Consider the following 25,087-nt stretch of genomic DNA (forward strand, 5'->3'; position numbering starts at 1 on the left):
GACCCGATGGTATGGTTCCGCCCCTCGCGCTCGACATCGACGGTACGCTGACGACGCCGAGCGACCGGATCGATCCGCGAGTCTTCGAGTTGTTGCCCGGGTGGGACGCGCCGGTCGTGTTCGCCACCGGCAAGGCGTTCCCGTACCCGGTGGCGCTCGCGCACTTCCTCGGCCGCGAGGAGACCGTGATCGCGGAGAACGGCGGCGTCGCGTACGTCGGCGGCGAGACGACGCTCGTCGGCGACCCGGACGCGGCGTGGGCCGTCGTCGAGGCGTTCCGCGAGCGCGGCGGAGCGATCGGCTGGGGCGACGGCGACACGGTGAACCGCTGGCGCGAGACGGAGGTCGCGCTCGGACCCGACGTCGACGCGGGGCTGCTCCGCGAGGTCGCCGCGGCCGCGGGCGACGACGTGGAGATCGTCGACACCGGCTACGCCTACCACGTGAAGTCGGTGGGGGTCAGCAAGGGTCGCGCGCTCCGCGCCGTCGCCGAGGCGCTCGGCGTCGACCCCGCCGCGTTCGTCGCGATCGGCGACAGCGAGAACGACGCGTCGACGTTCGGCGTCGCCGGCGAGTCGTACGCGGTCGCCAACGCCGACGCCGCCGCCCGCAATGCCGCCGACGAGGTGGTGGACGACGGGTACATGAACGGGACGGTCTCGGTGCTCGAACGGCTGCGCGAGCGCGCCGAGTAGTCCGTATCCGGCGGCGGAGCGCGTCCGCTCTGCTCAGCTCGTCCCGGCGACTCCGGGGGACGCGTACGGGTCATCTGTTCGATTCGGGGGCATCGCCCTCGGGGTCGGTCTCCGCTCACGCGTCCGTCACGGCCGCGAGTTCGCGGAGCGAGTCGATTTCGTGGGTGGGCGCGACGGAGAGGGTCGTGTCCCGGCAATGTGGCCGTCGGACGAACGCCGAGTCCAGCCCGGCCCGGTGGGCCGCTCTCACGTCGCTCTCGCTGTCGCCGACGTAGAGCGCCGACTCGGCGCCGAGCTCCGCGAGCGCCCGGTCGAGATAGTGCGTGTTCGGCTTCTTCAGGTCCAGGCTCTCGACACTCTTCTCTCGGCCGTGATAGGCGTCGAACGCGTGCCGCAGGCCGAAGAAGTCCAACACGAACGCGACCGTGCTGTGGTGGTTGTTGCTCACGACGCCGCGGGGTCGATCGAGGTTCGTGACGCTCCGAACGTCGTCGTAGAGCGCCCGTGACCCCGACTCGAACTTCTCGAACTGAGACCGTTCGTCGAGCCGCTCTCGGGCTCGCCAGAACGCCTCCACGTCCACGTCGTAGACCGCGCACATCTCACGCAGTCTCTCGACGGTCGTCCCGCCTACGACGTCGTCGACGTGCGCTTGGTCCGGGTCCCGGACGCCTACCGCTTCGAACGCTTCCCGCGTCGCTTCGACCGCCGTCTCGTGGGCCGGCGGCTCGACCAAGACGCCGTCGTTGTCGAAGAGAACCGCGTCGTATCCGGTCACGTCTCCGTGTGTCCCGAAATTCGGATTAGTCGTTTCGGTGTCCCGGTTCGACCGGCCACACGGCGGCCGCGTCGAGAGGGTGGCGTCGTCGGCCAGCGACCGCTGCGATCACTCCTCACCGTACGGGTACCGCGCCGTCGACCCGCATTCCGTACACCGGACGACCACGCGCCCGGGTCGCGTCCGGACGCGGCTCGTCTTGCCGGGGCGGAGGTAGACGGCGCAGTCGTCGCAGGCGCGCCGTGAGAGCTCGGCGGGAACGCCGCAGCGGTTGCGCTCGGCGATCCGGCGGGCGCGGGCGACGTACTCGCGGGCGCGATCGTACTCGTCGTCGACGACGGCCTCGCGAGCGAGCGCGAACAGCCGCTCGATCCGCTCCGCCGGGATGCCCATGTCACCGAGGGCGGCGCGCGGCGCCAAAGAGGTTGTTATCCGGGTCGGGCGGGGCGGCCGCCCGGACCGTGCCGACGCTCCGGACGCGGGGCGCCGGCCGGGACCCGCACGCTTTTTTATCGGTCCGACCCAACCGAGCGATATGAAAGAATCCCTGATGGACGTGATCTGCTGTCCGCTCGACAAGGCGACTCTCGAACTCGACGTCGACGACGCGGACGACGAGGAGGTCCTCGCCGGGACGCTCACCTGTACGGAGTGCGGCGAGACGTACCCCATCGAAGACGGGATCCCGAACCTCCGCCCGCCGGACATGCGCGAGGAGGCGGCTGCGTAGGGGGTTCCGCTCCGGAGCGGCGGGAGCGGATCCGCCCCGAGGCGCCGACCGCGGCGACGGCCTCCGGCGGTCGACGCCGCCGCCCGAACTCCTCGCTCGTGTGAATCTTTTTTTAGTGCGGGGTCGTGGTTCCACCCGTGCCGACACTCGACGTCGAACTGAACGGGGAGGCGGTCCACGACATCGACGCGCCGGACTCGTTCGTCACCGACGGGCCGTTCCCGGTCGTGCTCGAGAACAGCGGCCGCTCGACGCACGTCCACCTTCACTTCGACGACGAGCTGGACCGGGTGGCGACGCTCGACGAGGGGAACCACTTCGTCGCCGACGAGGCCACCCGTCACGTCCACGTGTCGACCGCCGACGTCGACGAGCGGGTCCGCGGCAAGCTGAAGATCGTCACCGGCTACGGGTCGAACACGCGCTACGTCGACGTGCGGGTCGATCCGTCGCCCGACTCCCCGAGCGAGCCCGTCGCCGTCGACGAGACGCTCTCCGCCCCCCCGGAGCAGACGGAGGTGCCGCCCGGGCAGCGCGCGGTGAACGCGCTCGACCGACTCGTTCGGCGCGGCGGGGTCGCGGGCGCGGCGTTCGGGCTGATCGCGGTCGTCGCCGCAGTGGGGGTCGCGCTCGCCGCCGACAGCGCCGTCGTCTGGCTCGCGGTGGGGGTCGCGCTGATGACCGCGTTCGGCGCGGTGCTGCTCGCGGTGACGTGAGGCGACGCGGGTCGCCGTCCCGCCCGTTCCCCCGCGCGCGGTCCGCGTCCTCTCAGTCGGGATCCGCGCGCTTTTAACCGTCCCGGCGGAACGAAACGCCATGAGCTTCGAGAAGGAAGACGAAGTCGTGCTCCACGACAAACACAGCGAGTACGACGGCGAGTCGGGCACGATCACGCAGGTGATGGAGACCATGTTCGGCGACGCGACGTACACGGTCAGCTTCGAGGACGGCCAGGAGACGGGCGTCCCCGAGGACGCGCTCGACGCCGTCGAGAGCGAGGAGTAACGCCGCCCCCACCCGTCCCGCATGCCGAAAGTCCCCTTCCACTACGTCGACCTCCGCGCGTTCTCGTACGCCACCGAAGACGTCAAACGGGTCGAGCAGGCGCTGTACTCCCTCCTCCCCGACGAGGTCGAACTCGACCGCGTCGAGAACGTGGGGCACCACGGGGACCGCATCGTCGTGCTCTCGGCGCGGGTCGAGCGGGCCGACGAGATGCGACACGTGTTAGACCGGCTCGCAGAGCTGGAGGACCTCGACCGCGTCCTCGACGAGCTCGACGAGCGGGTCGACGACAACTGCGCGCTGTTCCTCCGCCTCGACAAACAGGCGGCGTTCCGCGACGAGGTCCGCCTCGGCCCGGGTCTCACCGTCCGCACGAAGGTCGAGGCGTACCCGGCGAAGAAGGAGAAGGCGGTCGCGAACGCCCGCGAGACGCTCTCGCGGCTGGCCGACGACGGCTGACAGACTACTGCTCGGCGACAACTGATCGACGACGGCCGCGCGATCGAGCCGCGCTCTCCCGGTCGCGTGCCCCGGCCGCACCCGCGGCGTGACTTTTTCACCCGTCCCGTCGATGTCACGTCATGACCGATCCGTTCGTGGTCGTCGGCGCCGACGCGGCTGGATTGAGCGCGGCCAGCAAGTTCCGTCGCGAGGCGCCCGACCGAGAGGTCGTCGTCTTCGAGAAGGGTCGCTGGATCTCGTACGCCTACTGCGGGATGCCGTACTTCATCGCCCGCTACGTCGACCGCATGTCGGACCTCCTGTCGCTGTCGCCGAGCGAGGTCGACGAGCGGGGGATCGACCTCCGACGCGGCCGCGAGGTGGTCGCCGTCGACCCCGACGCGAAGCGCGTCACGGTCGAGACGGCCGACGGTGATCGAGTCGAGCAGGCGTACGGCGACCTCCTCGTCGCCACCGGCGCGCGCGCCGACTCCGGCCCCTTCGACGTGCGCGGCCTCGACGGCGCGTTCACGCTTCACGACATGGACGCGGCGGCCGCCATCGACGCGTACGTCGCGGACCCCGACGACTACGACTCGGACCGCGTCGACGTGAGCGCGGTCGACCGCGACCGCGTCGAGCGCAACGCGGCGATGCCGGCCCCCGAGACCGCCGCGGTCGTCGGCGGCGGGTACGTCGGCGTCGAGGTCGCCGAGGCGCTCTCGGAGCGCGGGGTCGACGTCCGCGTCTTCCACCGGTCCGGGCACCTCCTCTCGCCGTTCGGCGAGGCGGTCGGGAACCGCGTCGAAACCGCGCTCGAGGCCGAGGGCGTCAGCGTTCGCACCGACGCCCCGGTCGAGGCGCTCGTCGGCGACGAGCGGATCGAGGCGATCGACGTCGGCGGCGACCGCGTTCCGGTCGACATGGCCGTCGTCGGGGTCGGGATTCGACCGAACACCGAACTGCTCGACGGCACCGGGGTCGACCTCGGACCGGGCGGCGCGGTCCGGGTGGACGACCACGGCCGGACTAGCCTCCCGGACGTGTACGCGGCGGGCGACTGCGCGACCGCGCGCCACGCGGTGACGGGCGAGCCCGACTGGATGCCCCTCGGACTCACCGCGAACCGCGCCGGTCGCGCGATCGGTGCGACGGTCGCGGGGGATCCCGCGCCGGTCGGGGACATCGCGGGCACGGCGGCGGTGAAGGCGTTCGACACCGAGGGGGCCCGGGTCGGGATCCTCGACCCCGAGGCGGCCGAGGCGGCTGGGTTCGACCCGGTCAGCGAGACGGTGACCGCGGGGTCGCGCTCCGGCTACTACCCCGGTGCGGCCGAGACCGAGGTGACGCTCGTCGCCGACCGCGACACGGGGCGACTCCTCGGCGGGAGCGTCGTCGGCACCGACCGCGCGGCGATCCGGATCGACACGCTCGCGACCGCGATCGAGGCGGACATGACCGTTCCCGAGGTAGAGCGCCTCGACCTCGCGTACGCGCCGCCGTTCAGTCCGGTGTGGGACCCGATACTGGTCGCCGCGAAGGTGTTGAACGGAAAAATCGAGGACTGAACGGCGGCGACGGCGGTGCGGCCCGGACGAAGTCGCTCACTCCCGTATCCGACCGACGAGGAACCCGACCACCGCCGCCGCGAAGCCGACCGCGACCGCAGCGGCGGCGGCGAGCGCGAGCGGCGCGGTGACCGCCGAGAGGGGCGGGCCGCCGAGGCCGCCCGGGACCGCGTACGGCGTCGGTCCGAGCCCCCGCAGCAGGGACCCTGCGAAGGGCCCGTACGCGAGGAGGGCCGTCGGGAGGGCGCCGCCTCCGGTCGCGGCGAACGCGACCGCGCCGACCGCCGCCACCGCGGCGAGGACGCCGGTGGTCGCCGGGGCGCCGACGCCGACCGCCGCCGTCGCGTCGAAGGCGACGTACGACAGCGCGAGCCCGACCGCGCTCCACACCGTCGCTCGCTCGAAGCCCGTCTCGCCGAGCGCGATCCGCCGGAGCGCCGCGCGACCGGAAGTGGCACCATCGGCCCCGCTCGCGTCGCCCTCGGTCGCGTTCGCGTCGGTCATTCCGGTCGCGTCGCCCCCCGCCCCTCGCGGTCCGGGGTGAGGTTGCCGTGTTCGTCTATCTCGCCCGCGACGATCCGCGTCGAGGAGATGCGCTCGCCGTCCTCGGCCGCGACGTGGTCGACGACGACTAAGTCGAGGGGATCGCGCCCGCGCTCGCGACGGATCTCGTTGATCCGCTCGCCGCCCGCCTTCGTCTCCGGGGAGACGATTAGCGCGTCGAACTCCGGCTCGACCGCGATGCCGGTCGGCTCCGTCAGCTCACGGACCTCGTAGTCGCGCCCGTGCGACTCGGCCAGCGGCGCCAACTCCGCTTCGAGGTCGCGCTCGCGCCGGTCGAACGGGCGGACGTACCGGTCGACGTGGCGGGTCTCCGGCGCCAGCTCGTCGGAGGTGAGACCGACGGTGACGTCACCCAGCTCGAACGCCCGCTCGAACAGCTTGCGGTGGCCGTCGTGAACGGGGTCGAACGTACCTCCCAGCGCGACGTTCATGCCTCTCCGTTGCGCGGGTCAAACTTAAAACGTCCCGAACCGCGTCCCGGCCCGGTGAAGTCGGGCGGCGGGGCCGAGTCGTCGACCGGCTCAGTTCTCCGTCTCGTCGTCCGCTCCGTCGCCCTCCGCGCCGTCGTCGGCTTCGCCCACGCTGGCGTCGCCGCCCTCGTCCCCGCCGTCGCTCTCGGCGTCGACGGATATCTGGACGGGTTCGGTGTCGCCGTCGGGCGACTCGCCGCCGAGCCGCCGGTCGAGATTGAAGACGGCGTTCAGCTCCGCCTGAACGTCGCCGACGACGCCGCGGACCAGCTCGCTCGGCGCGATGGCCTCGTACTCGTAGGGGTTGTTGCCCGCCCCCTCCGCCTTTCGCTTGCCGCGCTCGACGGTCCCCTCGTCGTGGAGTTCGGCGAGCGCCTCGCGGACGGTGCTGGGGTAGAGGCCGGTCCCGTCCGCGACCTCGTCGCTCGTGCTGTGGGGGTTATCGCGCAGGTAGACGTAGATGCGCGCCCGGGTCTCGGTGTCGAGCAGCCACGCGAGCAGGTCGACGACGTTGTCGTCGAACCCCTTCACCGCCTGGTCGGCGCCCTCGCTGAGCCGCTCTTTCGTCTTCCGAAGCTCCTCCCGCGTCCGGTCCGTCGGCGACTCCTCCGGGTCGTCGACCGGCTCGGCGGCTGTGTCGTCCGTGGTCATATCCGAAACAGGGGGCCACGCGGGCAAAAGGGTTTCTCGTCGCTTTCGTTCCGACGAAACGCTTCGACGCCGATCGTCCTGAGCGTCGTCAGGGTCTCACGAGGAGGTCCGAACACAGCGCGTCCACGCCCGACTCCTCGCGGATCCGGCGCTGGCGCGCGGCGCCGCTCTCCGCCTCGTAGACCTCGCGGATCCCCGAAATCCCGAGCCGGTCGCACTCGGCGTCGACGACCTCGCCGAGCGCGGTCGTTTCCTCGCCGTCGCGGTCGACGAACGCGGCGTCGTGGCCGTGACGGATCGCGCGCCACTTGTTCTCGTCGAGGAGTTCGCGGCGCAGGGAGCGGGGCGACTCACCGTCCTCGTACCGCTCGGCGTAGTCGACGACCAGCGCACGGACGTACTCCGCGAGCGCGAGGGTGATCGCCGGGTCGCGTTGTACATCGGGCGCGCGGACCTCCACGGTCCCGTGCCCGGTGTGGGGGCGCACGTCGAACCACAGCTCGCCGCGGTCCGCGATGGACTCCGTCTCGACCATCCGGCGCTCGTACCGCTGGAAGGCGTCGAAGTCCTCGAAGGCGGAGGGGATCCCGGTGTTCGGGAGGTTCTCGAACACCTTGGCGCGGGCCGAGGCGAGCCCGGTGTCGAACCCGTTCCAGAACGGGGAGTTGGCCGACAGCGCGAGCAGCACCGGGCAGTGCCACCGTAGCCGGTTCGCGACCCAGACCGCCTTGTCCGCGTCGTCGACGCCGACGTGGACGTGGAGCCCCGCGGTCACGTTGCGGTGCTGGGGATACTGGATGCGGTCCAGCTGTGCCTGATACCGCGGCTTCTGGACGTGGTCGAGCTCGCGCCACTTCGCTGTCGGGTGGAGCCCCGCGGCCGCGATCCGGTAGCCGTCGGCGGCGGCGTGGTCGACGAGCGCCTCGCGGACCGTCGCGAGCGCCTCGGCGGGGTCGTCACCCTCCTCGATCGTTTCGGTCTGGGCCTCTATCGTACACTCGAACAGCTCGTGGTCGAACCCCTCCGGCACCGCCGCGGGCGGGTCGCGACCGTACACGAGGTCGTCGGTCCCGGACGTCGGGCGGCCCTCGGCATCGACGATGTAGAACTCCTCCTCGATGCCGAGCGTCCCCATCCGGGAGAACGCGTCCCGCGAACCGAGTTCCATTACCGCTCCGTACCGGTCGCTCGCTCTTATAAGGATTGGAAGGCGGAAGGCGCGGCGCCGTCGCTCTCCGACGAGCGCTCGGGCAGGTGAATCGAGTGGGAAGATCGAATCGGCCGAACCGCACTCCGCGCGTCGAAAACGAGTCGGCGGCGCGCGTTCGCGCGCCGGGGGCTGCGACGCTCGGTCCCGCGTCCCGTTCAGCCGAGGACGTACCGGAGCGCCGGGACCTTCTCGACGAGCGCCTGCCCGCCGACCTGAATCTGCTCGATGTAGGCGTCGAGGCCGAGGACGCGGCCCGCGCCGAACGCGGCGACGGTGAGGAACACCATCGCGTACACTAGCGTCGAGTCGAACAGGGCGAGGAAGTCGCCGCTCCACCCGCCGAGGTAGAACAGCGTCATCTGTATCGCCCCGCCCAGCGCGGCCAGGCGGACGAACGCGCCGAGGATCAGCGCCGTGCCGATCAGCAGCTGCGTCGCGGGCACGAACACGTTCGCGAACTCGACGAACCACGGCGTCGACCCCATCGCGGCGTACAGGCCGCTGACCGGGCTCGCCGCGTCGGGCGCGTGGACGAGGTAACCGCTGGCGTCGAACGGCCACTCCGAGACCTTTCCGAGGCCCGCGAACAGGATCATCCCGCCGATGGTCGCCCGCAGCAGGACGATGAACAGCGCCGACAGCGAGTGCGCCTTCCCCAGTAACGTGATTCCGCCGAACTCGCCGCCGAACTCGTTTGTGGTCTTCGTGGACATTGTGTCTCTCCTCACTTGCGAATACGCCGGACGAGTATATAAACCGGAAAGCGGGTTCCCCTTCGCCGAGACGAATTCGACCTGGCCCCCCATCTGTCGGGTCTTTAAATACAATCCCCGAACGTCATCGGATCGGACCGCTTCTCCGGGCTCACCACGCCTCGCCGCTGGCGAGGTCGACCTCGGCGTCCCCCTTCTCTGAGGGACAGATGTCGGCGAGCACGCAGTCGGCGCAGTCGGGGTTGATCGCGGTACAGGTCGCGCGCCCGTGGTCGATCATGAGGTGAGTGAACTGCTGCCAGTCGCTCTCGGGGACGACGTCCAGCAGGTCCTGTTCGATCGCCTCTGGCCGTTCCTCCTCGGTGACCCCCAGCCGCCGCGTGAGCCGCTGGACGTGGGTGTCGACGACGATACCCTCGACCACGTCGTGGCCGTGCTGGAGGACGACGTTCGCGGTCTTGCGACCCACGCCCGCGAGGTCCGTCAGCTCGGACATCGTGTCCGGCACTTCGCCGTCGTGCTCCTCCGCGATGTCCGCGCACGCGGAGCGGATGTACTTCGCCTTGTTGTTGTAGTAGGTGATCGAGTTGATCGCCTCGGCCATCTCCTCTTGGGGCGCGTTCGCGTACTCCTCGGGCGTCTCGTACGTCTCGAACAGGTCTGCGCACACCTTGTTCACGCGCTCGTCCGTACACTGCGCGGAGAGGATCACCGCGATGAGCAGCTCCAGCCGATTCGAGTAGTTGAGCGAGATTGTCGAGTCGGGGTACTCCTCGTACAGCCGGTCGAGGACCTCGGCGACCTGCTCCTCACGCGGATCGAGTGGCGTTCCCATACGAATCCCTCCGTCCGGGCGACATTGAACGATCCGACTGTGCGCCCCGCCGCGACGGATCGGCACGCCGCCCGCCCCGCCGAGTAGTAAGACAATTACCACGCGGCGCGCTGATGAGCGTATGGACGTACTCGACGTCGCGGCCCGCGCGACAGAGACCGGGCCGGTGTGCGACGCCTGCCTCGGCCGGCTCGTCGCCGACCGGAGCTTCGGGTTGTCGAACGCCGACCGGGGCTCGGCGCTCCGCGTGTCGCTGGCGTTGCGCGACGACGAGGACCACGAAGCGGTCGACACCGCGGACTGCTGGGTGTGCGAGGGTCGCTGCGCCGCGTTCGACGACTGGGCCGACCGCGCCGCCGAGGCGGTCGAGGGCGTCGAGTTCGCCACCTACAACGTCGGCACGCGCCCGCCACCGCTGATCGAGGAGAACGAGGCGCTGCTCCGCGCCGACGCCGGCCTCGACGAGGACGCGGGCGAGCCGTTCAAGTCGGAGTTCAACCGCGAGGTCGGCAAGCGGTTCGGGCGGCTCACGGGCGTCGAGGTCTCCTTCGACCGCCCCGACGTCCAGTTCACGATCGACTTGGCCGAAGACGAGATCGACGCGAAGGTGAACTCCACGTTCGTCTACGGCCGCTACAGGAAACTGGAGCGGGACATCCCCCAGACCGAGTGGCCCTGTCGCGAGTGTAAGGGCTCCGGGCGGCAAGGGGCCGACCCCTGCGACCACTGCGGCGGCTCCGGCTACCTGTACGACGACAGCGTCGAGGAGTACACCGCGCCGGTCGTCGAGGACGTGATGGACGGGACGGAGGCGACGTTCCACGGTGCGGGCCGCGAGGACGTCGACGCGCTCATGCTCGGCACCGGCCGCCCGTTCGTGGTCGAAGTGGAGGAGCCGCGCCGTCGCCGGGTCGACACCGACCGCCTCCAGTCGGACATCAACGCCTGCGCCGACGGCGCGGTCGAGGTGGAGGGGCTCCGCCTCGCGACCTACGAGATGGTCGAGCGCGTCAAGGAGCACGACGCCGCGAAGCGGTACCGCGCCGCGCTGACGTTCGACGCCGACGTGGACGCCGACGCCCTCGCGGACGCGGTCGCCACGCTGGAGGGGGCGACCGTCGGGCAGTACACGCCGAACCGGGTCGACCACCGCCGCGCGAGCATCACGCGCGAGCGCGACGTGTACGAAGCGACGGCCGACCTCGACGACGCGCGTCACGCGACCGTCGAGATCCGCGGCGAGGGGGGCCTCTACATCAAGGAGCTGATCTCCGGCGACGAGGGCCGGACCGAGCCGAGCCTCGCGGGCCTGCTCGGCGTCGGGGCCGAGGTGACCGCGCTCGACGTCCTCGCGGTGGAGGGCGAAGACGAGCCGTTCGAGCGCGACGAGTTCTTCCGGGAGTAGCGCGCTCCGAGGCCCGGCCGATGCCGTCGCATCTCGTCCGGTCCGGTCGATCCGATCCGGCGCCGCCCGCTCCGGTCGGGGGCCCCGACGCACCGTACCGAGCCGGCCGCGGACGCGGAATCAACGGGATTTATCTGACGAGCGTCAGACGTTCGAATATGAACGGGAGCGACGCCGACGGCGGAAACGCCCGAGAGGGTGGCACCCGAAACGGCGCCCCCGGCGGCGAGTCGAACGGTTCGACCGCGGCCGGCGACGCCGGTCGCGCGGGCTCGCCCGCGGTGGGCGACCCCGTGATCCGCCCCGCCGTCGACGACGCGGGGGCGGTTCCGACCGCCGCCGACGTATCGCTGAACGGTGCCGACCGCGCGGAGCGACCCGACCGGGTCTCTTCGGTCCTCGTCGCCGTCGGGCCCGGGCCGCACTCCGGAGCCACCGTCGACGTCGCCCGGGAGATCGCGGACGCCACGGACGCGTGGCTCGAACTGTTCCACGTCGTGCCCTCCGACGCGGCGCTCGCCGACGCGGCACCCGACGACGACGCCTCCGGGACCGTCGCCCCCGCCGGCGCGGCCGACGCCGACTACGCCGCGGCGGGGGAACGACTCCTCGACGCGGCCGAGGACCGGCTCACCGGGTTCGACCGCGCCGACCGGTGGCTCGTCGAGGACCGGACCGCGGCGGGCGCGGTCGTCGAGCAGTCCGCGTACTACGACCTGGTCGTCGTGGGCGCGCCGACGACGGGTACCGTCGGCCGGTTCGTGTTCGGCTCCACGACCGACACGGTCGTCGGCGACGCCGAGGTCCCCGTCGTCGTCGTCGAGGCCGACGGGTCGACCGCCCTCGACGCGGAGTAGGCGCCGACCGCCGTCGTTGCTACGACAAAGGCCCGTTTTCGCCGTTCTCGGCCCCGTTGACTGCGTGTTACCGTCTCACGTCTCGGCGACAGCGTTAAAACAGTGTACATACTTGTACATCATAACGCGGAATACCACATCGGTGGACACAATGAATCTCAACGACACGGTCGAGCGCGTGACGGACGGGGAGGATCTGACCGTAGAGGAGGCGCGCGAGGCCGCGCGGCTCGTCTTCGAGGAGGCGACGGAGGCCCAGATCGGGGCGCTGCTCGCCGCGCTCCGGGCGAAGGGCGAGACCGAGGCCGAGATCGCCGGGTTCGCGCAGGGGATGCGCGACGCGGCGCGCACGATCGAGCCCGACCGCGAGCCGCTCGTCGACACCTGCGGCACCGGCGGCGACGACCACGACACGATCAACGTGTCGACGACCGCCGCCGTCGTCGCCGCGGGCGCGGGCGTCCCGATCGCCAAGCACGGCAACTACTCGGTCTCCTCCTCCTCGGGCAGCGCGGACGTGCTGGAGGTCGCGGGGGCCGACGTCGAGGCGGAGCCGCCAGCCGTCGAGGCGGCGATCGAGGACGACGGGATCGGCTTCATGCTCGCGCCCGTCTTCCACCCGGCGATGAAGGCCGTCATCGGTCCGCGCAAGGAACTGGGGATGCGGACGATCTTCAACGTCCTCGGCCCGCTCACCAATCCCGCCGGCGCCGACGCGCAGGTGCTCGGCGTGTACGACCCCGACCTCGTCCCCGTCATCGCGCGGTCGCTGGCGCACATGCCCGTCGAGCGCGCGCTCGTCGTCCACGGCGCGGGCATGGATGAGATCGGAATCCATTCCGAGACGGTCGCGGCCGAGGTCGACGGCGAGGACGTGACGGAGTTCACGATCGAGCCCGCCGACCTCGGGCTCGACCGCGCCCCGATCGAGGCGGTCGCCGGCGGGACGCCCGCGGAGAACGCCGCGGACCTGCGCGGGATCGTCGACGGCTCGGTCACCGGTCCGAAGCGCGACCTGATCCTCGCGAACGCGGGCGCGGCCGTCTACGTCGCTGGCGAGGCCGAGACCCTCGCCGCGGGCGTCGAGCGCGCCGCGGAGGCGATCGACTCCGGCGCGGCCGCCGAGAAGTTCGCGGCCCTCTGCGACGGCGACGAGGCGCCCCCGGCTGACGCGGGGACGAGCGGAGCGGCGGACGGCGCGACGACCGCGGAGGACGACGACTGATGGCGCGGGTGAAGATCTGCGGGATCACGCGCGAGGCCGACCTCCGCGCCGCGGTCGACGCGGGGGCCGACGCGGTGGGCGTGATCACGGAGGTGCCGGTCGACTCGCCGCGCGAGGTCGACCCCGCCGAGGCGGCGGAGCTGCTCGCGGACGTGCCCGCGTTCGTCACCGCGACGCTCGTGACGATGCCCGAGTCCGCCGAGCGCGCGGTCGAGCTCGCCCGCACGACCGCGCCCGACGCGATCCAGCTCCACGGCGAGTGGACCGTCGACGAGCTCCGCTACATCCGGGCGGAGACGGAGCGCAAGGTGCTGCTCACGGTCGATGCCGACGACCCGGCCCGCGCCGAGGAGTTCGACAGCGCGGTCGACGCCTTCGTCGTCGACTCCACGGACGACTCGGGCGCGGGCGGCACCGGCGAGACGCACGACTGGCGCGCGACCGGCGAGCTCGCCGAGCGACTCACCACGCCCGTCGTGCTCGCTGGCGGGCTCACGGCAGACACCGTCGCCGAGGCGGTCCGCGTCGCCGACCCGTTCGCGGTCGACGTGGCGTCGGGCGTCGAGATCGAGGGCGGCCGGAAGGACCACAACGCGGTGGCCCGCTTCGTCGCCAACGCGGGCCGGGAGATGGAGCTGGCATGAGCGACGCGACCCCCTCGCTCGACCGCTCGAAGGCCGAGTTCGTCGATCTGGCCGCCGATGCCGAGAAGCCGGTCGTCGTCCGCGCGTCCGCGTCGCTCGACGCCGACGTGACCCCGCTCGGCGCGTACGCGACCCTCGTCGGCGAGGGGCCGTACGGGTTCCTCCTGGAGTCCGGCGAGAAGGTCGCCTCCAGCGACCCTGACGGCGCGTTCACGAACGGCGGGAAGGCGGACCGGCACGCCCGCTACTCGTTCGTCGGCTACGACCCGGAGGCGGTCGTCTCCGTCCACCCGGATCGCACGGAGGTGACCGAGCTCGGCCCGGCGGCCGAGTTCCTCGGCGACGGGCTCGACGGCGACGCGGGGGCCGCGACGACCGCGCCCGGCCTCGGCCCGGACGAAGGCGACGCGGTCGACCGCGTCCGCGCCGCGTTCCCCGACGTGGCCCTGCGCGGCTTCCCCGACACCGACCGCCAGATCCTCTCGGGCGGGTTCGTCGGCTTCCTCGCGTACGAGGCGGTCTACGACCTCTGGTTAGAGGAGGTCGGTGTCGACCGCCCCGAGACCGAGTTCCCGGACGCGGAGTTCGCCCTCACGACCCGGACCGTCGTGTTCGACGAGCGGGAGGGCGGCGCCGAACTCGTGTTCACCCCGGTGATCGGCGTCGACGACGACCCGGCCGCGGTGTACGACGACCTCCTCGCGGAGGCCGAGCGCGTCGCCGCCGAACTGCGAGAGGCCGCCCCGCCAGACCCCGACGGCGTGCGCGTCCGCGAGGAGTCCGCGGACCCGCGCGGGGAGTACGAGGAGGCCGTCCGCACGGCCAAGCGACACGTCCTCGACGGCGACATCTACCAGGGCGTGATCTCGCGCAGCCGCGAGCTCCGCGGCGAGGTGGACTCGCTCGGCCTGTACGCGGCGCTGCGCGACGTGAACCCCTCGCCATACATGTACGTGCTGCGCCACGACGACCGGAGCGTCGTCGGCGCGAGCCCCGAGACGCTCGTCTCCGTCCAGGGCGACCGCGTCGTCTCGAACCCGATCGCGGGGACCTGTCCGCGCGGGACCAGCCCGGTCGAGGACCGCCGGCTCGCGGGCGAGATGCTCGCCGACGGGAAGGAGCGCGCCGAGCACACGATGCTCGTCGACCTCGCGCGCAACGACGTGCGGCGCGTCTCGGAGCCCGGCTCCGTCCGGGTCGAGGAGTTCATGAACGTGCTGAAGTACAGTCACGTCCAGCACATCGAGTCGACCGTGACCGGGACGCTCGCGGCCGACGCGGACGCCTTCGACGCGACGCGCGCGACGTTCCCCGCGGGGACGCTCACCGGCGCGCCGAAGGTGCGCGCGATGGAGATCATCGACGACTTAGAGACGACGCCGCGGGAGGCGTACGGCGGCGGCGTCGGCTACTACTCGTGGACCGGCGACGCCGACTTCGCGATCGTGATCCGGACCGCGACGCTCGACGAGTCGGGCGACGAGTCGGTCGTGGGCGTCCGCGCGGGCGCGGGGCTCGTCGCCGACTCCGACCCGGCCGCGGAGTACGAGGAGACAGAACAGAAAATGGACGGCGTGTTGACCGCGATCGACCGGATCCGCGAGGACGCAGCCGACGAGGGCGGCAACGCCGACCGGGAGCCCGGCGACGCCGACCCGATCGCCACCGGCTCGGAGGCGGAGCGATGAAGGTCGTCGTCGTCGACAACTTCGACTCGTTCACCTACAACCTCGTCGAGTACGTCTCCGACCAGACGATCGACGGCGAGCCGGTCGGCGTCGAGGTGTTCAAGAACACCGCGTCGCTCGCCGAGGTCGAGGCCGCGGATCCGGACGCGGTGATCATCAGTCCCGGGCCGGGCCACCCGAAGAACGACCGCGACGTGGGCGTGACGATGCCGGTGTTGCGCGACCTCTCGCCGACGGTGCCGACGCTGGGCGTGTGCCTCGGTCTGGAGGCCGCCGTGTACGAGTACGGCGGGACCGTCGGGCACGCGCCGGAACCGGTTCACGGCAAGGCGTTCCCCGTCGACCACGACGGCGAGGGCGTGTTCTGCGGGCTCGACCAGGGGTTCCGGGGCGGCCGCTACCACTCGCTCGCGGCGACCGAGGTCACCGACGCGTTCGCGGTGACGGCCACCACGGACCACGACGGCGAGTCGATCGTGATGGGGATCCGTCACCGCGAACACCCGATCGAGGCGGTCCAGTTCCACCCGGAGAGCGTGTTGACCGGGTCGGGCCACGACCTCGTCCGGAACTTCCTCACTTCGGTCTGAGGGTCCGGGCGTCAGGCCCCGTCGCTCGGCGAATCTTCGTCGCCGTCGGCTTGCCCGTCGGCGTCTTTCTCGTCACCTTCCTCGTCGAGGCCCCGCCCGGCGAGGCCGACGAGGTGGCCGACCTCGGCGAGTATGATCTCGTCGACGCCGAGCTGAACCGCGTTCTCCGAGCCCGGCAGACAGAACACCGGCGTGGCGGAGACGACCCCGGCGGTCGCGCGCGACCCGATCGTCCGCGTGCCGACCGCCTCGTGAGAGAGCCGGCGGAACAGCTCGCCGAACCCGGGGAGCCGCTTCGCGAACAGCCCTCGCACGGCCTCCGGCGTGACGTCGTCCGGCGTGACGCCCGTCCCGCCGGTGGTCACCACCGCGTCGGTGTCCTTCCGGCGGGCGAGGCGGTCGACGGTGCCTTGGACGCTGTCGTAGTCGTCGGGGATCAGCTCGCGGACAGCCACCTCGTGGCCCGCCTCCTCGAACGCGGCCGCGACGTAGTCGCCCGCCGGGTCCTCGTCCGCTGACCGCGAGGAGGACACGGTGACGACCGCGACCGCGACCGACTCGGCGTCGTGGTGGTGATGGTGGTCGCGGCCGTGGTCGTGGTCATGACCGTGACCGTGATCCTCTCGGTCGTCGTGGCTGTGGCCGTGGTCGTCGTGGTCGCTCATGGACCGACGTTCGGCGCCCGCGTGAAAACATCTCCCGGTCGGCGAGCCGCGCGTGGCCGTTCCGGGCGACCACCGGAGGGCCGGAGTCCGCTCGGAGACCCGTCGCCGCTCAGGGCCAGTCGTCTCGGGCCTGCTCTTCCGGCGCCTCGTCGGTCTCGTCCTCGGTCGCGAGCGTCCACTCCGCGGCCTCGGCGGCGTCCTCGACGTGAAGGAACTCCCAGTCGGTCGCCTCGGCGACCGCCTCGTCCTCGTCGTCGATCCCGACGAAGACGTGGCGGTCCGTGTCGAACTGGCCGCTGATGTTCTCTAAGCTCTCCTCGACGCCGCGCGGCCCGGAGAAGAAGTCCTGTCGCACGCGGTGTTTCCGCGTGAAGTTCGTGACGACGTAGGTCGGCTTCTCGCTGACGACGCCGACGTACTCCGTCCACTGTCGGGCGTTGTTGAACACCGCGTTGGGGTCCGCGAGCGCTTTCAGCGCCTTCAGCTCGAACGCCAGCGTCATGTCTGTGGATCCGCCGCTGTCCATGCGCCAGGTTACCCCCGCCCGGCGAAAACAACTTCGCTTCCGCGCAGCCACCCCCTCCGCCGCTCACCGACCGGTCGCGGTCCTCTCGGCGGCCGCGGGGGTCTCACCGCGCTCGCACCCGATAGTAATCGGTGAACTTCACGACGTCGCCGTCGTCGAGGTCGCCGGTCTCCGGCGCCGTCTGCGGCTCGTCGGCTAGCTCCCGCACGATCTCCTGTTCGTCGTCGTCCAGTTCGTCGTAGTGCCGGACCCGCGCGTCGGCCGGGACGCGACCGGTGCGACGCAGCCGTAGCCGCCGTCCGGTGTCTCTAAGTGACATGTGGTACCGTATGACATGGTTAATCATAAACGTTTCGCGGCGGTCGCTGACTCGACCGACGCCGTTCGCCCCGCGTCGCGGGCGCGACGTTCCACCGCCGTTGGCAGCGGTTCGATTGTCGGCGGCTCAGTCGTCCGCTCGGGGGAGCGTGAGCGTGATCGCCGTACCGCGGGGCTCCGCGCTCGCGACGGCGGCCGAGCCGCCCGACTGTCGAACGACCCAGTAGACGAGCCACAGCCCGAGGCCGCTGCCGTGGTACAGCGCGTCGACCGCCGTGCCGTCGACGAGGACGTCTCGGTCCATCCCGGTCAACCCCGGCCCGTCGTCCTCGACGCGGACCTCGACCGCGTCGGGCCGGGCCTCGACCGACACCGCGACGGTCGGCCGGTCGCGGTCGTGATGTTCGACCGCGTTTCGGACCAGTTCGTCGATCGCCCGCGAGATCCACGTCGTCGCGGACGCCGTCGCGTGCCCGTCGTCGGGCACCGAGACGCCGACCGTCGCGTTCGGGAACTCCTCGTCCCGCTCCGCGGCCACCTGTCGGGCGACGCGCCCGATGTCGACGGGTTCGGTCTCCGGCGCGTCGCTCAGCACCTCGGTGATGTGGTGGGACTTCTCGCTCGTCTCCAGCAGGTCGTCGGCCCGCGACACGATGTACTCGGCCGCGTCGGCGGGGTCGACGGCCCCCGCCGCGATCTGCTTCGCCCGTCCCCGGACGACCGTCAGCGCGTTCCGGAGGTTGTGCTGGAGGACTCTGTCGACGACCCTGAGCTGTCGCGCGCGGTTCTCGCTGTCGGTCACGTCCCGAAGCACGCCGACGACCCCGGCGGGCTCCTCGCTCTCGGGGCTGTCGAGGGGGTAGTACCGCACGTCCATCGTCCGCGTCCCGCGGGTCGGGTGCGTCCGGGTCGTCCGGTACTCCACCGACTCCCCCCGGAGCGCGCTCTCCACCTCACGCTCGACCCGCCGGTAGTCGTCGTCGGGGACGATGTCAGCGAGCGTCACGTCCGTCACGTCGCCGTCGCCGAGGTCGTGATACTCGCGGTACTGGGGGTTCGCGAACAGGAGTCGACCCTCGCGGTCGACCGCGGCGATGAGGTCGGTCGCGCCGTTGATCGCGCGCTCGTACCGCTCCAAGTCGCGTTCGCGCTCCTTGCGCTCGGTGACGTCCCGACAGATGGCGAACGTGCCGGCCAGATCGCCGTCGGCGTCGTAGTAGGGGTACCGCTGCGTGCTGAACGTCGCCGCCCGGTCGCTCTCGGGGAACGTCGGCGATATCTCGTACTCGGTCATCGCCTCGGTTTCGAGCACCTCCCGCCGCCGCGCGTCGACCTCGGCGGCCGCCTCCGGGTCCATGAACGCGAACTCGTCGCCGCCGTACAGCTCCTCGCGGGGTATCCCGGCGAACTCGCTCACCGCCTCGTTGAGCAGCTCGAACTCGCCGTCGCGGTTCTGGAGGAGGACGGGGTCGTCGAGCTGCTCGACGATGTCCCGGTACTGCTTCAACCGCCCCGTTGCGGCCTTCCGTTCCGTGATGTCCGTCTGAATGGCGACGAACCGCGTGATCTCGCCGTCGTCGTCGACGACCGGCGCGATGGTCTGGTGGGCGTGGTACGGCGTGCCGTCGCGCCGCCGGTCGACGATCTCCTCTTCCCACACGTCCCCGGCCAAGAGCGTCGACCACAGCGCGTCGTAGTACTCGTCGGACATCTCGCCGGAGTTGAGTATCGCCGGCGTCTCCCCTAGAGCCTCCGCGGTCTCGTAGCCGGTGTTGTCCGTGAACGCCGGGTTGACGTACTCGATCGTCCCGTCGGTGTCGGTGACGTAGATCGCGTGCCCGGCGTGTTCGACGAGGTTGCGGAACGTCTCCGCCCGCTGCCCGCCGATCTCCTCGACGCCGTCGCGGAAGATCCCAGTGTACACCGCGTCGCAGTCGTCCGGACTCGGCTCGCCGTCGCCGCCCCCGCTGCCGTCGTCGTCTCCGTCGCCGTCGCGGCCCTCTCGACCCGGGCCGTGTTCGTGAAAGCGGGCGGAGAACGTCACCGTGTGACCGTCGGCGTGCCGGATCGGCACCGAGACGCTCCCGCTCTCGTCGAGCCCCTCGGCCCGAGCGAGCCGGTCGCGAACCGACCTGCTACCCGCATCGCCCACGTCCGACACGACGACGGAGGCGAGGTCGCGCCCAAGTAGCTCGTCGGGCGCGTAGCCGAACGCCGCTTCGGTCGCGGGGTTGACGTAGACGACGGTCCCCTCGCGGTCGAGTGAGACCACCGGGTCCGAACACTCCGCGACGAAGGCGGCGAAGAACTCGTCGTCGGGGGACCGTCCGGAGCTCATCGGTATGAGGAATACGCGCTCGCGGCCCAAAAGGTACCGGAACTCGCGGCGGTGCCGCGGTCTACTGCTCCGTCGTCGCCGCCAGGTCGTCGACTGAGAACCCGGGCTCCATGAGGAGGTCGGTCTGCCCGCTCACGTCGCGCCCCTCGCGCATCAGCTGCTTGAAGGCGGACTGCGGCGAGAGGTCGCCGATGAGCACGCCGCCCACGACCTTCCCGTCCTTCAGCGCGACGCGGCGCCACTCGTTCTCGCCGGTGGTCGCCTCCACGGAGTCGTCGCCGAGCGTCGGGTGGCCGAACGAGAGGAACGGGAAGTCGAAGTGCGTGATCGAGTACGAGGAGACCCACTCGAACTCCTCGGCGCCGTAGTCGACCATGCTCCGGGCGGCGATCGTCCCCTGCTCTTTCGCGGACCCCCACGAGCCGTTCTTCGCGCGCTCGCCGAGGATGAGGTCGTTGAACGTCGTGATGTCGCCCGCGGCGAACACGTTGTCGACGTTGGTTCGCATGAACTCGTCGACGACGATGCCGTCGTCGAGCTCCAGCGGCGTGTCTTGGAGGAGCTCGGTGTTGAAGTCGAGCCCGATGGCGACGCCCGCGAAGTCGCACTCGTAGCGCTCGCCGTTCGGGTCGACCGCGGCCTCGACGTGGCCGTCGTCGTCGACCTCGAAGTGGTCCACGCCCGAGCCGAAGACGGGCTCGACGCCGCGCTCGCGCATCGCCTCGTGCATGATCTCTGCGCCCTCCTCCGAGAGCGCGTAGCGCCACCAGTTGTCGCCGCGCATGAGGTACTTCGCCTCGACGCCCTGCGCGCCGCAGATGGCCGCGAAGTCGATGCCGAGCAGTCCGGCGCCGACGATGACAGCCTGCTCGGCGCCCTCGACGCTCTCTTTGATCCGGCGGGCGTCCTGGAAGGTCCAGAAGTGGTGGATCCCCTCCGCGTCGGCGTTCTCGACCGGGAGCTGCTGGGGCGTGCCGCCGACGGCCAGCAGGAGGGAATCGTACTCGAACGTCTCGCCCTCGTGGGTGTGGACCGCGTCGTTCTCGATGTCGATGTCGACGACGACCGTGTTGAGCCGGAGGTCGACGTCGTGGTCGTCGTACCACGATTCCTGATGGATCGAGATCGGGGCCTCGGGGAGCTTCCCCTTCGCGTACTCCTTGATCAGGATCCGGTTGTAGAGGGACTCTCCCTCGTCCGTGAGAACCGTGATCTCGGCGTCGGGCACTTCATCGCGGAGGGTCTCGGCCGCGGACGCGCCCGCGATACCGTCACCGACGATCACGTACGAATCGCTCATATCCCGGCGTTCGGATTCACGGTTAATGTGGGTTGTCATCCGCGCCCGCCACTGTGCGGCCGAGACGCACGCCCGCCGGAAACGCCGTACTCGGGGCCTTCTCGCGACGGGGCGAGGGCGGTCGATCGCGGACGCCCGCGGAAAAAGTCGCGTCCCGGTCAGTGGTCCGCGCCGGCCGGCTCCGCGGGGAAGTCCCGCTCGCCGGCCTCGATCGCGACGTCGAGCCAGTTCTCCGTCGGTACGAGCGGGCACTCGTAGGCGTGGTTGTACGCGCACGTCGGGTTGTACGCCAGGTTGAAGTCCACGATCCACTCGCCGTCGACGCGGTCGCGGTCGGGCTCCAGATCGAGGTAGCGACCGGCGCCGTACGTCTCCTCGCCGCTGGTCGCGTCGCGGAACGGCACCCAGAACCGGTCCGCGCCGTCGGCCGGTCGGTACGCCTGAAGCGTCGCCTGCTCGCCGTCGACCTCGAAGCGGAACTCGCCCCAGCGGCTGTACGTCTGCTCACCGTCGGCGGTCGTCTCGACGGTCACCGTCTCCTTCTCGTCGTGCTCGTGGAGCGGGACCACGAACCGGAACGCCGGGTCCGGATCGAAGTACGCCAGTCCGGGGAACGCGTCGCCTCGCATCGAGACCGGCAGCGGCGACCGGGCCGAGTCGCGGAACTGCTCGACCTTCGCCGCTCGCTGCGCCTCCACCTGCGCCGCCCAGTCGTCAGCGTCGTCCATGATCGGCTTAGTATTGTGCTCCACACACAATAATAATTCCGACCACGGAAGCCTCGACCCCGCCGGCGACAGAAGGCACTTATAATCCTCTCGGGGACGTTGCGGCGTGAACAGACGAACTGCCCTCTCCACCTTGGCGGTCGGTGGGTTCGTCGGAGTTGGTGGCTGTCTCGACAACGTGCGCGGCGGCGACGACGAGCGATCGGACAGCGACCGCCCGGACCCCGAACTGAACCGGGAGGTCGAGACGAACGGCGCCGAGGACAGCGCACGCTCGCAGTTCCAGTGGGGACCGGCGCACGGAGGACACCGCGAGGAGGCGGGACCGAAAGACGATGTCGACGTGTTCTGGCGCCGGACGCCGTACCGGTACGACCACTCACAGCCGGTCGTCGTGGGCGATCGGGTGTACGTCTCGTTCTCGGGGACCTTGTTTCGTCTCGGTCTCGCGACCGGCGAGGTACAGTGGTCGACGGAGGTCGGTCACGACGGGTCGTCGACGCCGGCGGTTCGCGACGGCATCGCATACGTGACGGTGTGGAACGGCGGAGGCGAGACAGACCGCGGACTGGCGGCCGTCGACGCCGAGAGCGGCGAGGTGCGGTGGCGGCGGCTGACCGACGCGGAGATCACGACGGCGCCGACCGTGACCACCGACGGCGTGTTCGTGGGAGGCGGCTACGAGACGCAGACCGTCGCGGCGTTCGACCGCGACGGGACCGAACGGTGGCGCAACGACCTCGCTGAGTACGCTTCCGCGCCCGCCGTCGCCGACGGAACTGTCGTCTACAGCGCGGGCGGTCCTCGTGTCGTCGCCTACGACGCCGCCTCGGGAGCGGAACTGTGGACGACCGACGTCGACGGCGACGCGACCGCGACGCCGACCGTCGCCGACGGCCGCGTCCTGATCGGAACGCGGGCCGGGACCCTGTACGCGCTCGACCTCGGCGACGGAAGCGTTGAACGGACTGACGACTTCCCGGGGCCCGTCCGGCGATCGGTCGCCGTCACGGCCGACAGAGCGGTTGTTCCGACCGAACTCGGCCTCGTCGCCGTCGGCGACGGCGGCGAGCGCCTGTGGAGCGACGAAAAGATCGCCGGCGCGACCGCGCCGATGGTCGCGGACGGGGTCGCGTACCTCGGCGACGGTCGGACCGTCCGCGCGATCGCGGTCGAAGACGGGACAGAGCGGTGGTCCTTCCGGAGTCGCGAGCGCTCTTACACCGACGTCCTCCTCCAGGGCGTCCGCGCCGCCCCGACCGTCGTCGACGGCGTCGTCCTCGCGGCGACCCATGCGGGTGATGTGTACGCGCTCGGCGAGAGCTGAAACGGTTGCCGGGTCGCGCTTCGACCCGATGAGACGCCACACATTCAAGAGCGTCCCGGCCCAATCGCGGATATGAAAATCCGGCAGAACATCCGTCATTGGGCCGCCAAGAAGGCGCTGACCACGCCGGTCGTCGGCGATGTCGCCAACGACAAGCTCGTCGACCTCCACACGAGCATCTTCCTCAACAAGGCGGACGAAGACCGGCGCGAGGAGCGCCGCGATCACCTCGACAGCTTCTTCGACGCGACGATGGACACCTACGTCGCCGCTTTGGAGGCCGGGTTCCCGGAGGCCGAGGCCCGCGAGATCACCCACGTTCAGGCGAACTTCGACTTCTTCAACCACGGCTGGACGGAGATGATGGAGATCCCGGGCGACGAGCTCGAGGCGCACTACCGCCGGTACGAGTCCTTCTTCACCGACTTCGGGATCACCATCGACGACCCGCTGGGCGAGTTCCGCCCGCCCGAGGGTCTCGCCGAGGCCCCCGAGACGCCGGGGAAGCTCGACGAGCCGGAGTACGAGAACGCGCTAGCCGGCTTCGCCGACGACGTGTACGTCGAGACCGACGACGGCGAGACGGTCGTGGGCGGCGGCGCAGAGGAGCCAGAGGAGGTAGACCCGGCGACCGCGCCCGGCCTCGACGAAGACGAAGCGAGCGCCTGATCGCCGTCACGGTCGGTCGGTAGATCCGCCTTCGCTCTCGCGTTCGCCGGCAGACCCGCCGACCGCGTCCGCCTGCCGGGCACGTTTATAATCCGCGGGGGACACCGTAGCGTATGAACCGCGGGCAATCGTTCCTCCTCCTGCTCATGGGAGCGGTCTCGCTCCTCACGCTCTTCGTCATCCTCCCGTTCGTCGAGTACGTGATCGCGTCGGCGATCCTCGCGTTCATCCTCTACCCCTTCCACCGGCGGCTCACGCGCCGGCTCCGCCGTCGCGTCTCGACGCGGTTCGGCGAGATGCTGTCGGCGTTGACGCTCATCCTCTCCGCCATCGTCGCCGTGATCTTGCCGCTTGCGTACATCACGTTGGTGTTCGTCCGCGACCTCACCGCGATCGCGGCGGGCGAGACGTCGATAAACGTGGCCGCGATCGAAGCCGAAATCGCGACGCTCACGGGACAGGATCCCGAGATCGGCGATCTCCTCCAGACCGGCGGCGAACTACTCGTCCAGACGCTGTTCGGCGGGTTTAGCGGTGTTTTGAACACGGCGATCCGAGCGTCGGTCGGCCTGTCGCTCGCGCTCTTTCTGGTGTACTACACCCTTATCGACGGTCCGGCGTTCGTCGGGTGGCTCCGAGAGACGAGCCCGCTGCCGGCGGAGGTCACAGCCGACCTCGTCGACCGCGTCAACGTGATGACTCGGGGGGTCGTCATCGGCCACATCTCGGTCGCGCTGCTCCAAGCACTGGTCGCCGGGCTCGGCCTGTGGGCCGCCGGCATCCCCAACGTGGTGTTCTGGACGTTCGTGATGGCGGTGCTGGCGCTTTTACCCCTCATCGGGGCCTTCTTCGTGTGGGGGCCGGCGGCCGCCTACCTCGTGATCATCGACCAGGTGACCGCGGGCGTGTTCCTCGCCGTCTACGGCGTCGCGGTGATCGCGATGGTTGACAACTACGCCCGACCGCTCGTCATCGACCAGCAGGCGCACCTCAACCCCGCGGTCATCCTCCTCGGCGTGTTCGGCGGCATCTACTCGGTCGGGTTCACCGGGCTCTTCGTCGGCCCCATCGTGATCGGCGTGCTCGCGGCCACGCTGGAGACGTTCCGGGAGGACTACGACGCGATCTGAGCGGGATTTAAGCCCGA

General features: G+C 70.7%; 29 protein-coding genes. 15 read left to right on the plus strand and 14 right to left on the minus strand.

The window, feature by feature from the left end:
* Positions 1 to 11: 11 nt before the first annotated feature.
* Positions 12 to 695, plus strand: a complete 684-nt coding sequence (locus B9H04_RS07050; protein WP_085682569.1) for an HAD-IIB family hydrolase — start codon at positions 12 to 14, stop codon at positions 693 to 695.
* Positions 696 to 810: 115 nt separating this feature from the next.
* Here the strand turns inward: B9H04_RS07050 and B9H04_RS07055 are convergent, their stop codons facing one another.
* Both B9H04_RS07055 and B9H04_RS07060 read right to left on the minus strand, forming a co-directional pair.
* Positions 811 to 1,473 (minus strand): HAD family hydrolase, encoded by a 663-nt coding sequence (locus B9H04_RS07055; RefSeq protein ID WP_049929828.1) that lies wholly within the window; start codon positions 1,471 to 1,473, stop codon positions 811 to 813.
* A 108-nt stretch (positions 1,474 to 1,581) separates the two neighbouring features.
* A complete protein-coding gene (locus B9H04_RS07060) occupies positions 1,582 to 1,866 on the minus strand; it encodes a ribonuclease P protein component 4 (protein ID WP_049929827.1) in 285 nt (94 codons plus the stop codon).
* A gap of 142 nt (positions 1,867 to 2,008) precedes the next feature.
* On the opposite strand from B9H04_RS07060, the gene B9H04_RS07065 reads away from it, so the two are divergent.
* The 5 genes from B9H04_RS07065 (at position 2,009) to B9H04_RS07085 (ending at position 5,217) form a co-directional block, all read left to right on the plus strand.
* Positions 2,009 to 2,203 carry a methytransferase partner Trm112 gene (locus B9H04_RS07065; protein WP_211277037.1) on the plus strand — a complete coding sequence of 65 codons (195 nt, stop codon included), beginning with the start codon at positions 2,009 to 2,011 and terminating at the stop codon, positions 2,201 to 2,203.
* A 137-nt stretch (positions 2,204 to 2,340) separates the two neighbouring features.
* Entirely contained in the window at positions 2,341 to 2,919 is a 579-nt protein-coding gene (locus B9H04_RS07070; protein ID WP_211216854.1) for a DUF7524 family protein, read from the plus strand.
* 100 nt (positions 2,920 to 3,019) lie between these two features.
* The gene (locus tag B9H04_RS07075) at positions 3,020 to 3,208 is read left to right on the plus strand and encodes a hypothetical protein (RefSeq protein WP_006113388.1); all 189 of its coding nucleotides are present in this window, start codon (positions 3,020 to 3,022) and stop codon (positions 3,206 to 3,208) included.
* Positions 3,209 to 3,229: 21 nt separating this feature from the next.
* Positions 3,230 to 3,667 (plus strand): RNA-binding protein, encoded by a 438-nt coding sequence (locus B9H04_RS07080; protein ID WP_049929823.1) that lies wholly within the window; start codon positions 3,230 to 3,232, stop codon positions 3,665 to 3,667.
* 122 nt (positions 3,668 to 3,789) lie between these two features.
* A complete protein-coding gene (locus B9H04_RS07085; protein WP_049929822.1) occupies positions 3,790 to 5,217 on the plus strand; it encodes an FAD-dependent oxidoreductase in 1,428 nt (475 codons plus the stop codon).
* Positions 5,218 to 5,253: 36 nt separating this feature from the next.
* Here the strand turns inward: B9H04_RS07085 and B9H04_RS07090 are convergent, their stop codons facing one another.
* From B9H04_RS07090 to nth, 6 genes are all read right to left on the minus strand, one after another.
* Positions 5,254 to 5,721: a hypothetical protein gene (locus B9H04_RS07090; protein ID WP_049929821.1), complete on the minus strand. Its 468-nt coding sequence runs from the start codon at positions 5,719 to 5,721 to the stop codon at positions 5,254 to 5,256.
* Entirely contained in the window at positions 5,718 to 6,212 is a 495-nt protein-coding gene (locus B9H04_RS07095) for a phosphopantetheine adenylyltransferase (protein WP_049929820.1), read from the minus strand. The genes B9H04_RS07090 and B9H04_RS07095 overlap by 4 nt, the downstream gene beginning before the upstream one ends.
* A 90-nt stretch (positions 6,213 to 6,302) precedes the next feature.
* Positions 6,303 to 6,902 (minus strand): winged helix-turn-helix domain-containing protein, encoded by a 600-nt coding sequence (locus B9H04_RS07100; protein ID WP_049929819.1) that lies wholly within the window; start codon positions 6,900 to 6,902, stop codon positions 6,303 to 6,305.
* A gap of 88 nt (positions 6,903 to 6,990) precedes the next feature.
* Positions 6,991 to 8,070 (minus strand): glutamate--cysteine ligase, encoded by a 1,080-nt coding sequence (locus B9H04_RS07105; RefSeq protein WP_049929818.1) that lies wholly within the window; start codon positions 8,068 to 8,070, stop codon positions 6,991 to 6,993.
* A 197-nt stretch (positions 8,071 to 8,267) separates the two neighbouring features.
* On the minus strand, positions 8,268 to 8,825 hold the full coding sequence (locus B9H04_RS07110; RefSeq protein WP_049929816.1) for a DoxX family protein: 558 nt from the start codon (positions 8,823 to 8,825) through the stop codon (positions 8,268 to 8,270).
* A 151-nt stretch (positions 8,826 to 8,976) separates the two neighbouring features.
* On the minus strand, positions 8,977 to 9,660 hold the full coding sequence (gene nth / locus B9H04_RS07115; protein WP_049929815.1) for an endonuclease III: 684 nt from the start codon (positions 9,658 to 9,660) through the stop codon (positions 8,977 to 8,979).
* A 121-nt stretch (positions 9,661 to 9,781) separates the two neighbouring features.
* Here nth and B9H04_RS07120 point away from each other — a divergent pair, with 121 nt between their 5' ends.
* From B9H04_RS07120 to trpG, 6 genes are all read left to right on the plus strand, one after another.
* The gene (locus B9H04_RS07120; protein ID WP_085682570.1) at positions 9,782 to 11,065 is read left to right on the plus strand and encodes a tRNA pseudouridine(54/55) synthase Pus10; all 1,284 of its coding nucleotides are present in this window, start codon (positions 9,782 to 9,784) and stop codon (positions 11,063 to 11,065) included.
* Between the two features lie 158 nt (positions 11,066 to 11,223).
* Positions 11,224 to 11,922: a universal stress protein gene (locus tag B9H04_RS07125; RefSeq protein WP_049929812.1), complete on the plus strand. Its 699-nt coding sequence runs from the start codon at positions 11,224 to 11,226 to the stop codon at positions 11,920 to 11,922.
* Positions 11,923 to 12,073: 151 nt separating this feature from the next.
* Positions 12,074 to 13,147 carry an anthranilate phosphoribosyltransferase gene (gene trpD, locus B9H04_RS07130; protein WP_049929811.1) on the plus strand — a complete coding sequence of 358 codons (1,074 nt, stop codon included), beginning with the start codon at positions 12,074 to 12,076 and terminating at the stop codon, positions 13,145 to 13,147.
* Positions 13,147 to 13,791: a phosphoribosylanthranilate isomerase gene (locus tag B9H04_RS07135; RefSeq protein ID WP_049929810.1), complete on the plus strand. Its 645-nt coding sequence runs from the start codon at positions 13,147 to 13,149 to the stop codon at positions 13,789 to 13,791. Before trpD ends, B9H04_RS07135 begins: the two co-directional genes overlap by 1 nt.
* Positions 13,788 to 15,479 carry an anthranilate synthase component I gene (gene trpE / locus B9H04_RS07140; protein WP_049929809.1) on the plus strand — a complete coding sequence of 564 codons (1,692 nt, stop codon included), beginning with the start codon at positions 13,788 to 13,790 and terminating at the stop codon, positions 15,477 to 15,479. The genes B9H04_RS07135 and trpE overlap by 4 nt, the downstream gene beginning before the upstream one ends.
* Positions 15,476 to 16,069 carry an anthranilate synthase component II gene (gene trpG / locus B9H04_RS07145; RefSeq protein WP_049929807.1) on the plus strand — a complete coding sequence of 198 codons (594 nt, stop codon included), beginning with the start codon at positions 15,476 to 15,478 and terminating at the stop codon, positions 16,067 to 16,069. Before trpE ends, trpG begins: the two co-directional genes overlap by 4 nt.
* Positions 16,070 to 16,080: 11 nt before the next feature.
* On the opposite strand, the gene B9H04_RS07150 is transcribed toward trpG, so the two are convergent.
* From B9H04_RS07150 to B9H04_RS07175, 6 genes are all read right to left on the minus strand, one after another.
* Positions 16,081 to 16,734, minus strand: coding sequence for a MogA/MoaB family molybdenum cofactor biosynthesis protein (locus tag B9H04_RS07150; protein WP_049929805.1), 654 nt, complete (start codon positions 16,732 to 16,734; stop codon positions 16,081 to 16,083).
* Between the two features lie 109 nt (positions 16,735 to 16,843).
* Complete coding sequence (locus tag B9H04_RS07155; RefSeq protein WP_049929803.1) at positions 16,844 to 17,260, minus strand: DUF7124 domain-containing protein; 417 nt, start codon at positions 17,258 to 17,260, stop codon at positions 16,844 to 16,846.
* A 103-nt stretch (positions 17,261 to 17,363) separates the two neighbouring features.
* On the minus strand, positions 17,364 to 17,579 hold the full coding sequence (locus B9H04_RS07160; protein ID WP_049929801.1) for a hypothetical protein: 216 nt from the start codon (positions 17,577 to 17,579) through the stop codon (positions 17,364 to 17,366).
* A gap of 126 nt (positions 17,580 to 17,705) precedes the next feature.
* A complete protein-coding gene (locus tag B9H04_RS07165) occupies positions 17,706 to 19,916 on the minus strand; it encodes a PAS domain S-box protein (RefSeq protein WP_049929799.1) in 2,211 nt (736 codons plus the stop codon).
* A 61-nt stretch (positions 19,917 to 19,977) separates the two neighbouring features.
* Positions 19,978 to 21,216, minus strand: a complete 1,239-nt coding sequence (locus B9H04_RS07170; protein WP_049929797.1) for an NAD(P)/FAD-dependent oxidoreductase — start codon at positions 21,214 to 21,216, stop codon at positions 19,978 to 19,980.
* Between the two features lie 158 nt (positions 21,217 to 21,374).
* Positions 21,375 to 21,944 (minus strand): DUF1684 domain-containing protein, encoded by a 570-nt coding sequence (locus B9H04_RS07175; RefSeq protein WP_049929795.1) that lies wholly within the window; start codon positions 21,942 to 21,944, stop codon positions 21,375 to 21,377.
* 106 nt (positions 21,945 to 22,050) lie between these two features.
* Here B9H04_RS07175 and B9H04_RS07180 point away from each other — a divergent pair, with 106 nt between their 5' ends.
* The 3 genes from B9H04_RS07180 to B9H04_RS07190 all read left to right on the plus strand — a co-directional run bounded on the left by B9H04_RS07180 (position 22,051) and on the right by B9H04_RS07190 (position 25,070).
* Entirely contained in the window at positions 22,051 to 23,271 is a 1,221-nt protein-coding gene (locus B9H04_RS07180) for an outer membrane protein assembly factor BamB family protein (RefSeq protein ID WP_080508545.1), read from the plus strand.
* Positions 23,272 to 23,343: 72 nt separating this feature from the next.
* Positions 23,344 to 23,940 (plus strand): DUF6149 family protein, encoded by a 597-nt coding sequence (locus tag B9H04_RS07185; RefSeq protein WP_049929791.1) that lies wholly within the window; start codon positions 23,344 to 23,346, stop codon positions 23,938 to 23,940.
* Between the two features lie 113 nt (positions 23,941 to 24,053).
* Entirely contained in the window at positions 24,054 to 25,070 is a 1,017-nt protein-coding gene (locus tag B9H04_RS07190) for an AI-2E family transporter (protein ID WP_049929788.1), read from the plus strand.
* Positions 25,071 to 25,087 lie beyond the last annotated feature (17 nt).

It is taken from the genome of Halorubrum ezzemoulense DSM 17463, from assembly GCF_002114285.1.
GTDB lineage: Archaea > Halobacteriota > Halobacteria > Halobacteriales > Haloferacaceae > Halorubrum > Halorubrum ezzemoulense.

Bases quoted from the DNA above. Each gene is read 5' to 3' on its own strand.
- B9H04_RS07050 (WP_085682569.1), top strand. From the start codon at position 12: ATGGTTCCGCCCCTCGCGCTCGACATCGACGGTACGCTGACGACGCCG.
- B9H04_RS07060 (WP_049929827.1), bottom strand. From the start codon at position 1,866: ATGGGCATCCCGGCGGAGCGGATCGAGCGGCTGTTCGCGCTCGCTCGC.
- B9H04_RS07065 (WP_211277037.1), top strand. From the start codon at position 2,009: ATGAAAGAATCCCTGATGGACGTGATCTGCTGTCCGCTCGACAAGGCG.
- B9H04_RS07075 (WP_006113388.1), top strand. From the start codon at position 3,020: ATGAGCTTCGAGAAGGAAGACGAAGTCGTGCTCCACGACAAACACAGC.
- B9H04_RS07080 (WP_049929823.1), top strand. From the start codon at position 3,230: ATGCCGAAAGTCCCCTTCCACTACGTCGACCTCCGCGCGTTCTCGTAC.
- B9H04_RS07085 (WP_049929822.1), top strand. From the start codon at position 3,790: ATGACCGATCCGTTCGTGGTCGTCGGCGCCGACGCGGCTGGATTGAGC.
- B9H04_RS07090 (WP_049929821.1), bottom strand. From the start codon at position 5,721: ATGACCGACGCGAACGCGACCGAGGGCGACGCGAGCGGGGCCGATGGT.
- B9H04_RS07095 (WP_049929820.1), bottom strand. From the start codon at position 6,212: ATGAACGTCGCGCTGGGAGGTACGTTCGACCCCGTTCACGACGGCCAC.
- B9H04_RS07100 (WP_049929819.1), bottom strand. From the start codon at position 6,902: ATGACCACGGACGACACAGCCGCCGAGCCGGTCGACGACCCGGAGGAG.
- B9H04_RS07105 (WP_049929818.1), bottom strand. From the start codon at position 8,070: ATGGAACTCGGTTCGCGGGACGCGTTCTCCCGGATGGGGACGCTCGGC.
- B9H04_RS07110 (WP_049929816.1), bottom strand. From the start codon at position 8,825: ATGTCCACGAAGACCACAAACGAGTTCGGCGGCGAGTTCGGCGGAATC.
- nth (WP_049929815.1), bottom strand. From the start codon at position 9,660: ATGGGAACGCCACTCGATCCGCGTGAGGAGCAGGTCGCCGAGGTCCTC.
- B9H04_RS07120 (WP_085682570.1), top strand. From the start codon at position 9,782: ATGGACGTACTCGACGTCGCGGCCCGCGCGACAGAGACCGGGCCGGTG.
- B9H04_RS07125 (WP_049929812.1), top strand. From the start codon at position 11,224: ATGAACGGGAGCGACGCCGACGGCGGAAACGCCCGAGAGGGTGGCACC.
- trpD (WP_049929811.1), top strand. From the start codon at position 12,074: ATGAATCTCAACGACACGGTCGAGCGCGTGACGGACGGGGAGGATCTG.
- B9H04_RS07135 (WP_049929810.1), top strand. From the start codon at position 13,147: ATGGCGCGGGTGAAGATCTGCGGGATCACGCGCGAGGCCGACCTCCGC.
- trpE (WP_049929809.1), top strand. From the start codon at position 13,788: ATGAGCGACGCGACCCCCTCGCTCGACCGCTCGAAGGCCGAGTTCGTC.
- trpG (WP_049929807.1), top strand. From the start codon at position 15,476: ATGAAGGTCGTCGTCGTCGACAACTTCGACTCGTTCACCTACAACCTC.
- B9H04_RS07150 (WP_049929805.1), bottom strand. From the start codon at position 16,734: ATGAGCGACCACGACGACCACGGCCACAGCCACGACGACCGAGAGGAT.
- B9H04_RS07155 (WP_049929803.1), bottom strand. From the start codon at position 17,260: ATGGACAGCGGCGGATCCACAGACATGACGCTGGCGTTCGAGCTGAAG.
- B9H04_RS07160 (WP_049929801.1), bottom strand. From the start codon at position 17,579: ATGTCACTTAGAGACACCGGACGGCGGCTACGGCTGCGTCGCACCGGT.
- B9H04_RS07165 (WP_049929799.1), bottom strand. From the start codon at position 19,916: ATGAGCTCCGGACGGTCCCCCGACGACGAGTTCTTCGCCGCCTTCGTC.
- B9H04_RS07170 (WP_049929797.1), bottom strand. From the start codon at position 21,216: ATGAGCGATTCGTACGTGATCGTCGGTGACGGTATCGCGGGCGCGTCC.
- B9H04_RS07175 (WP_049929795.1), bottom strand. From the start codon at position 21,944: ATGGACGACGCTGACGACTGGGCGGCGCAGGTGGAGGCGCAGCGAGCG.
- B9H04_RS07185 (WP_049929791.1), top strand. From the start codon at position 23,344: ATGAAAATCCGGCAGAACATCCGTCATTGGGCCGCCAAGAAGGCGCTG.
- B9H04_RS07190 (WP_049929788.1), top strand. From the start codon at position 24,054: ATGAACCGCGGGCAATCGTTCCTCCTCCTGCTCATGGGAGCGGTCTCG.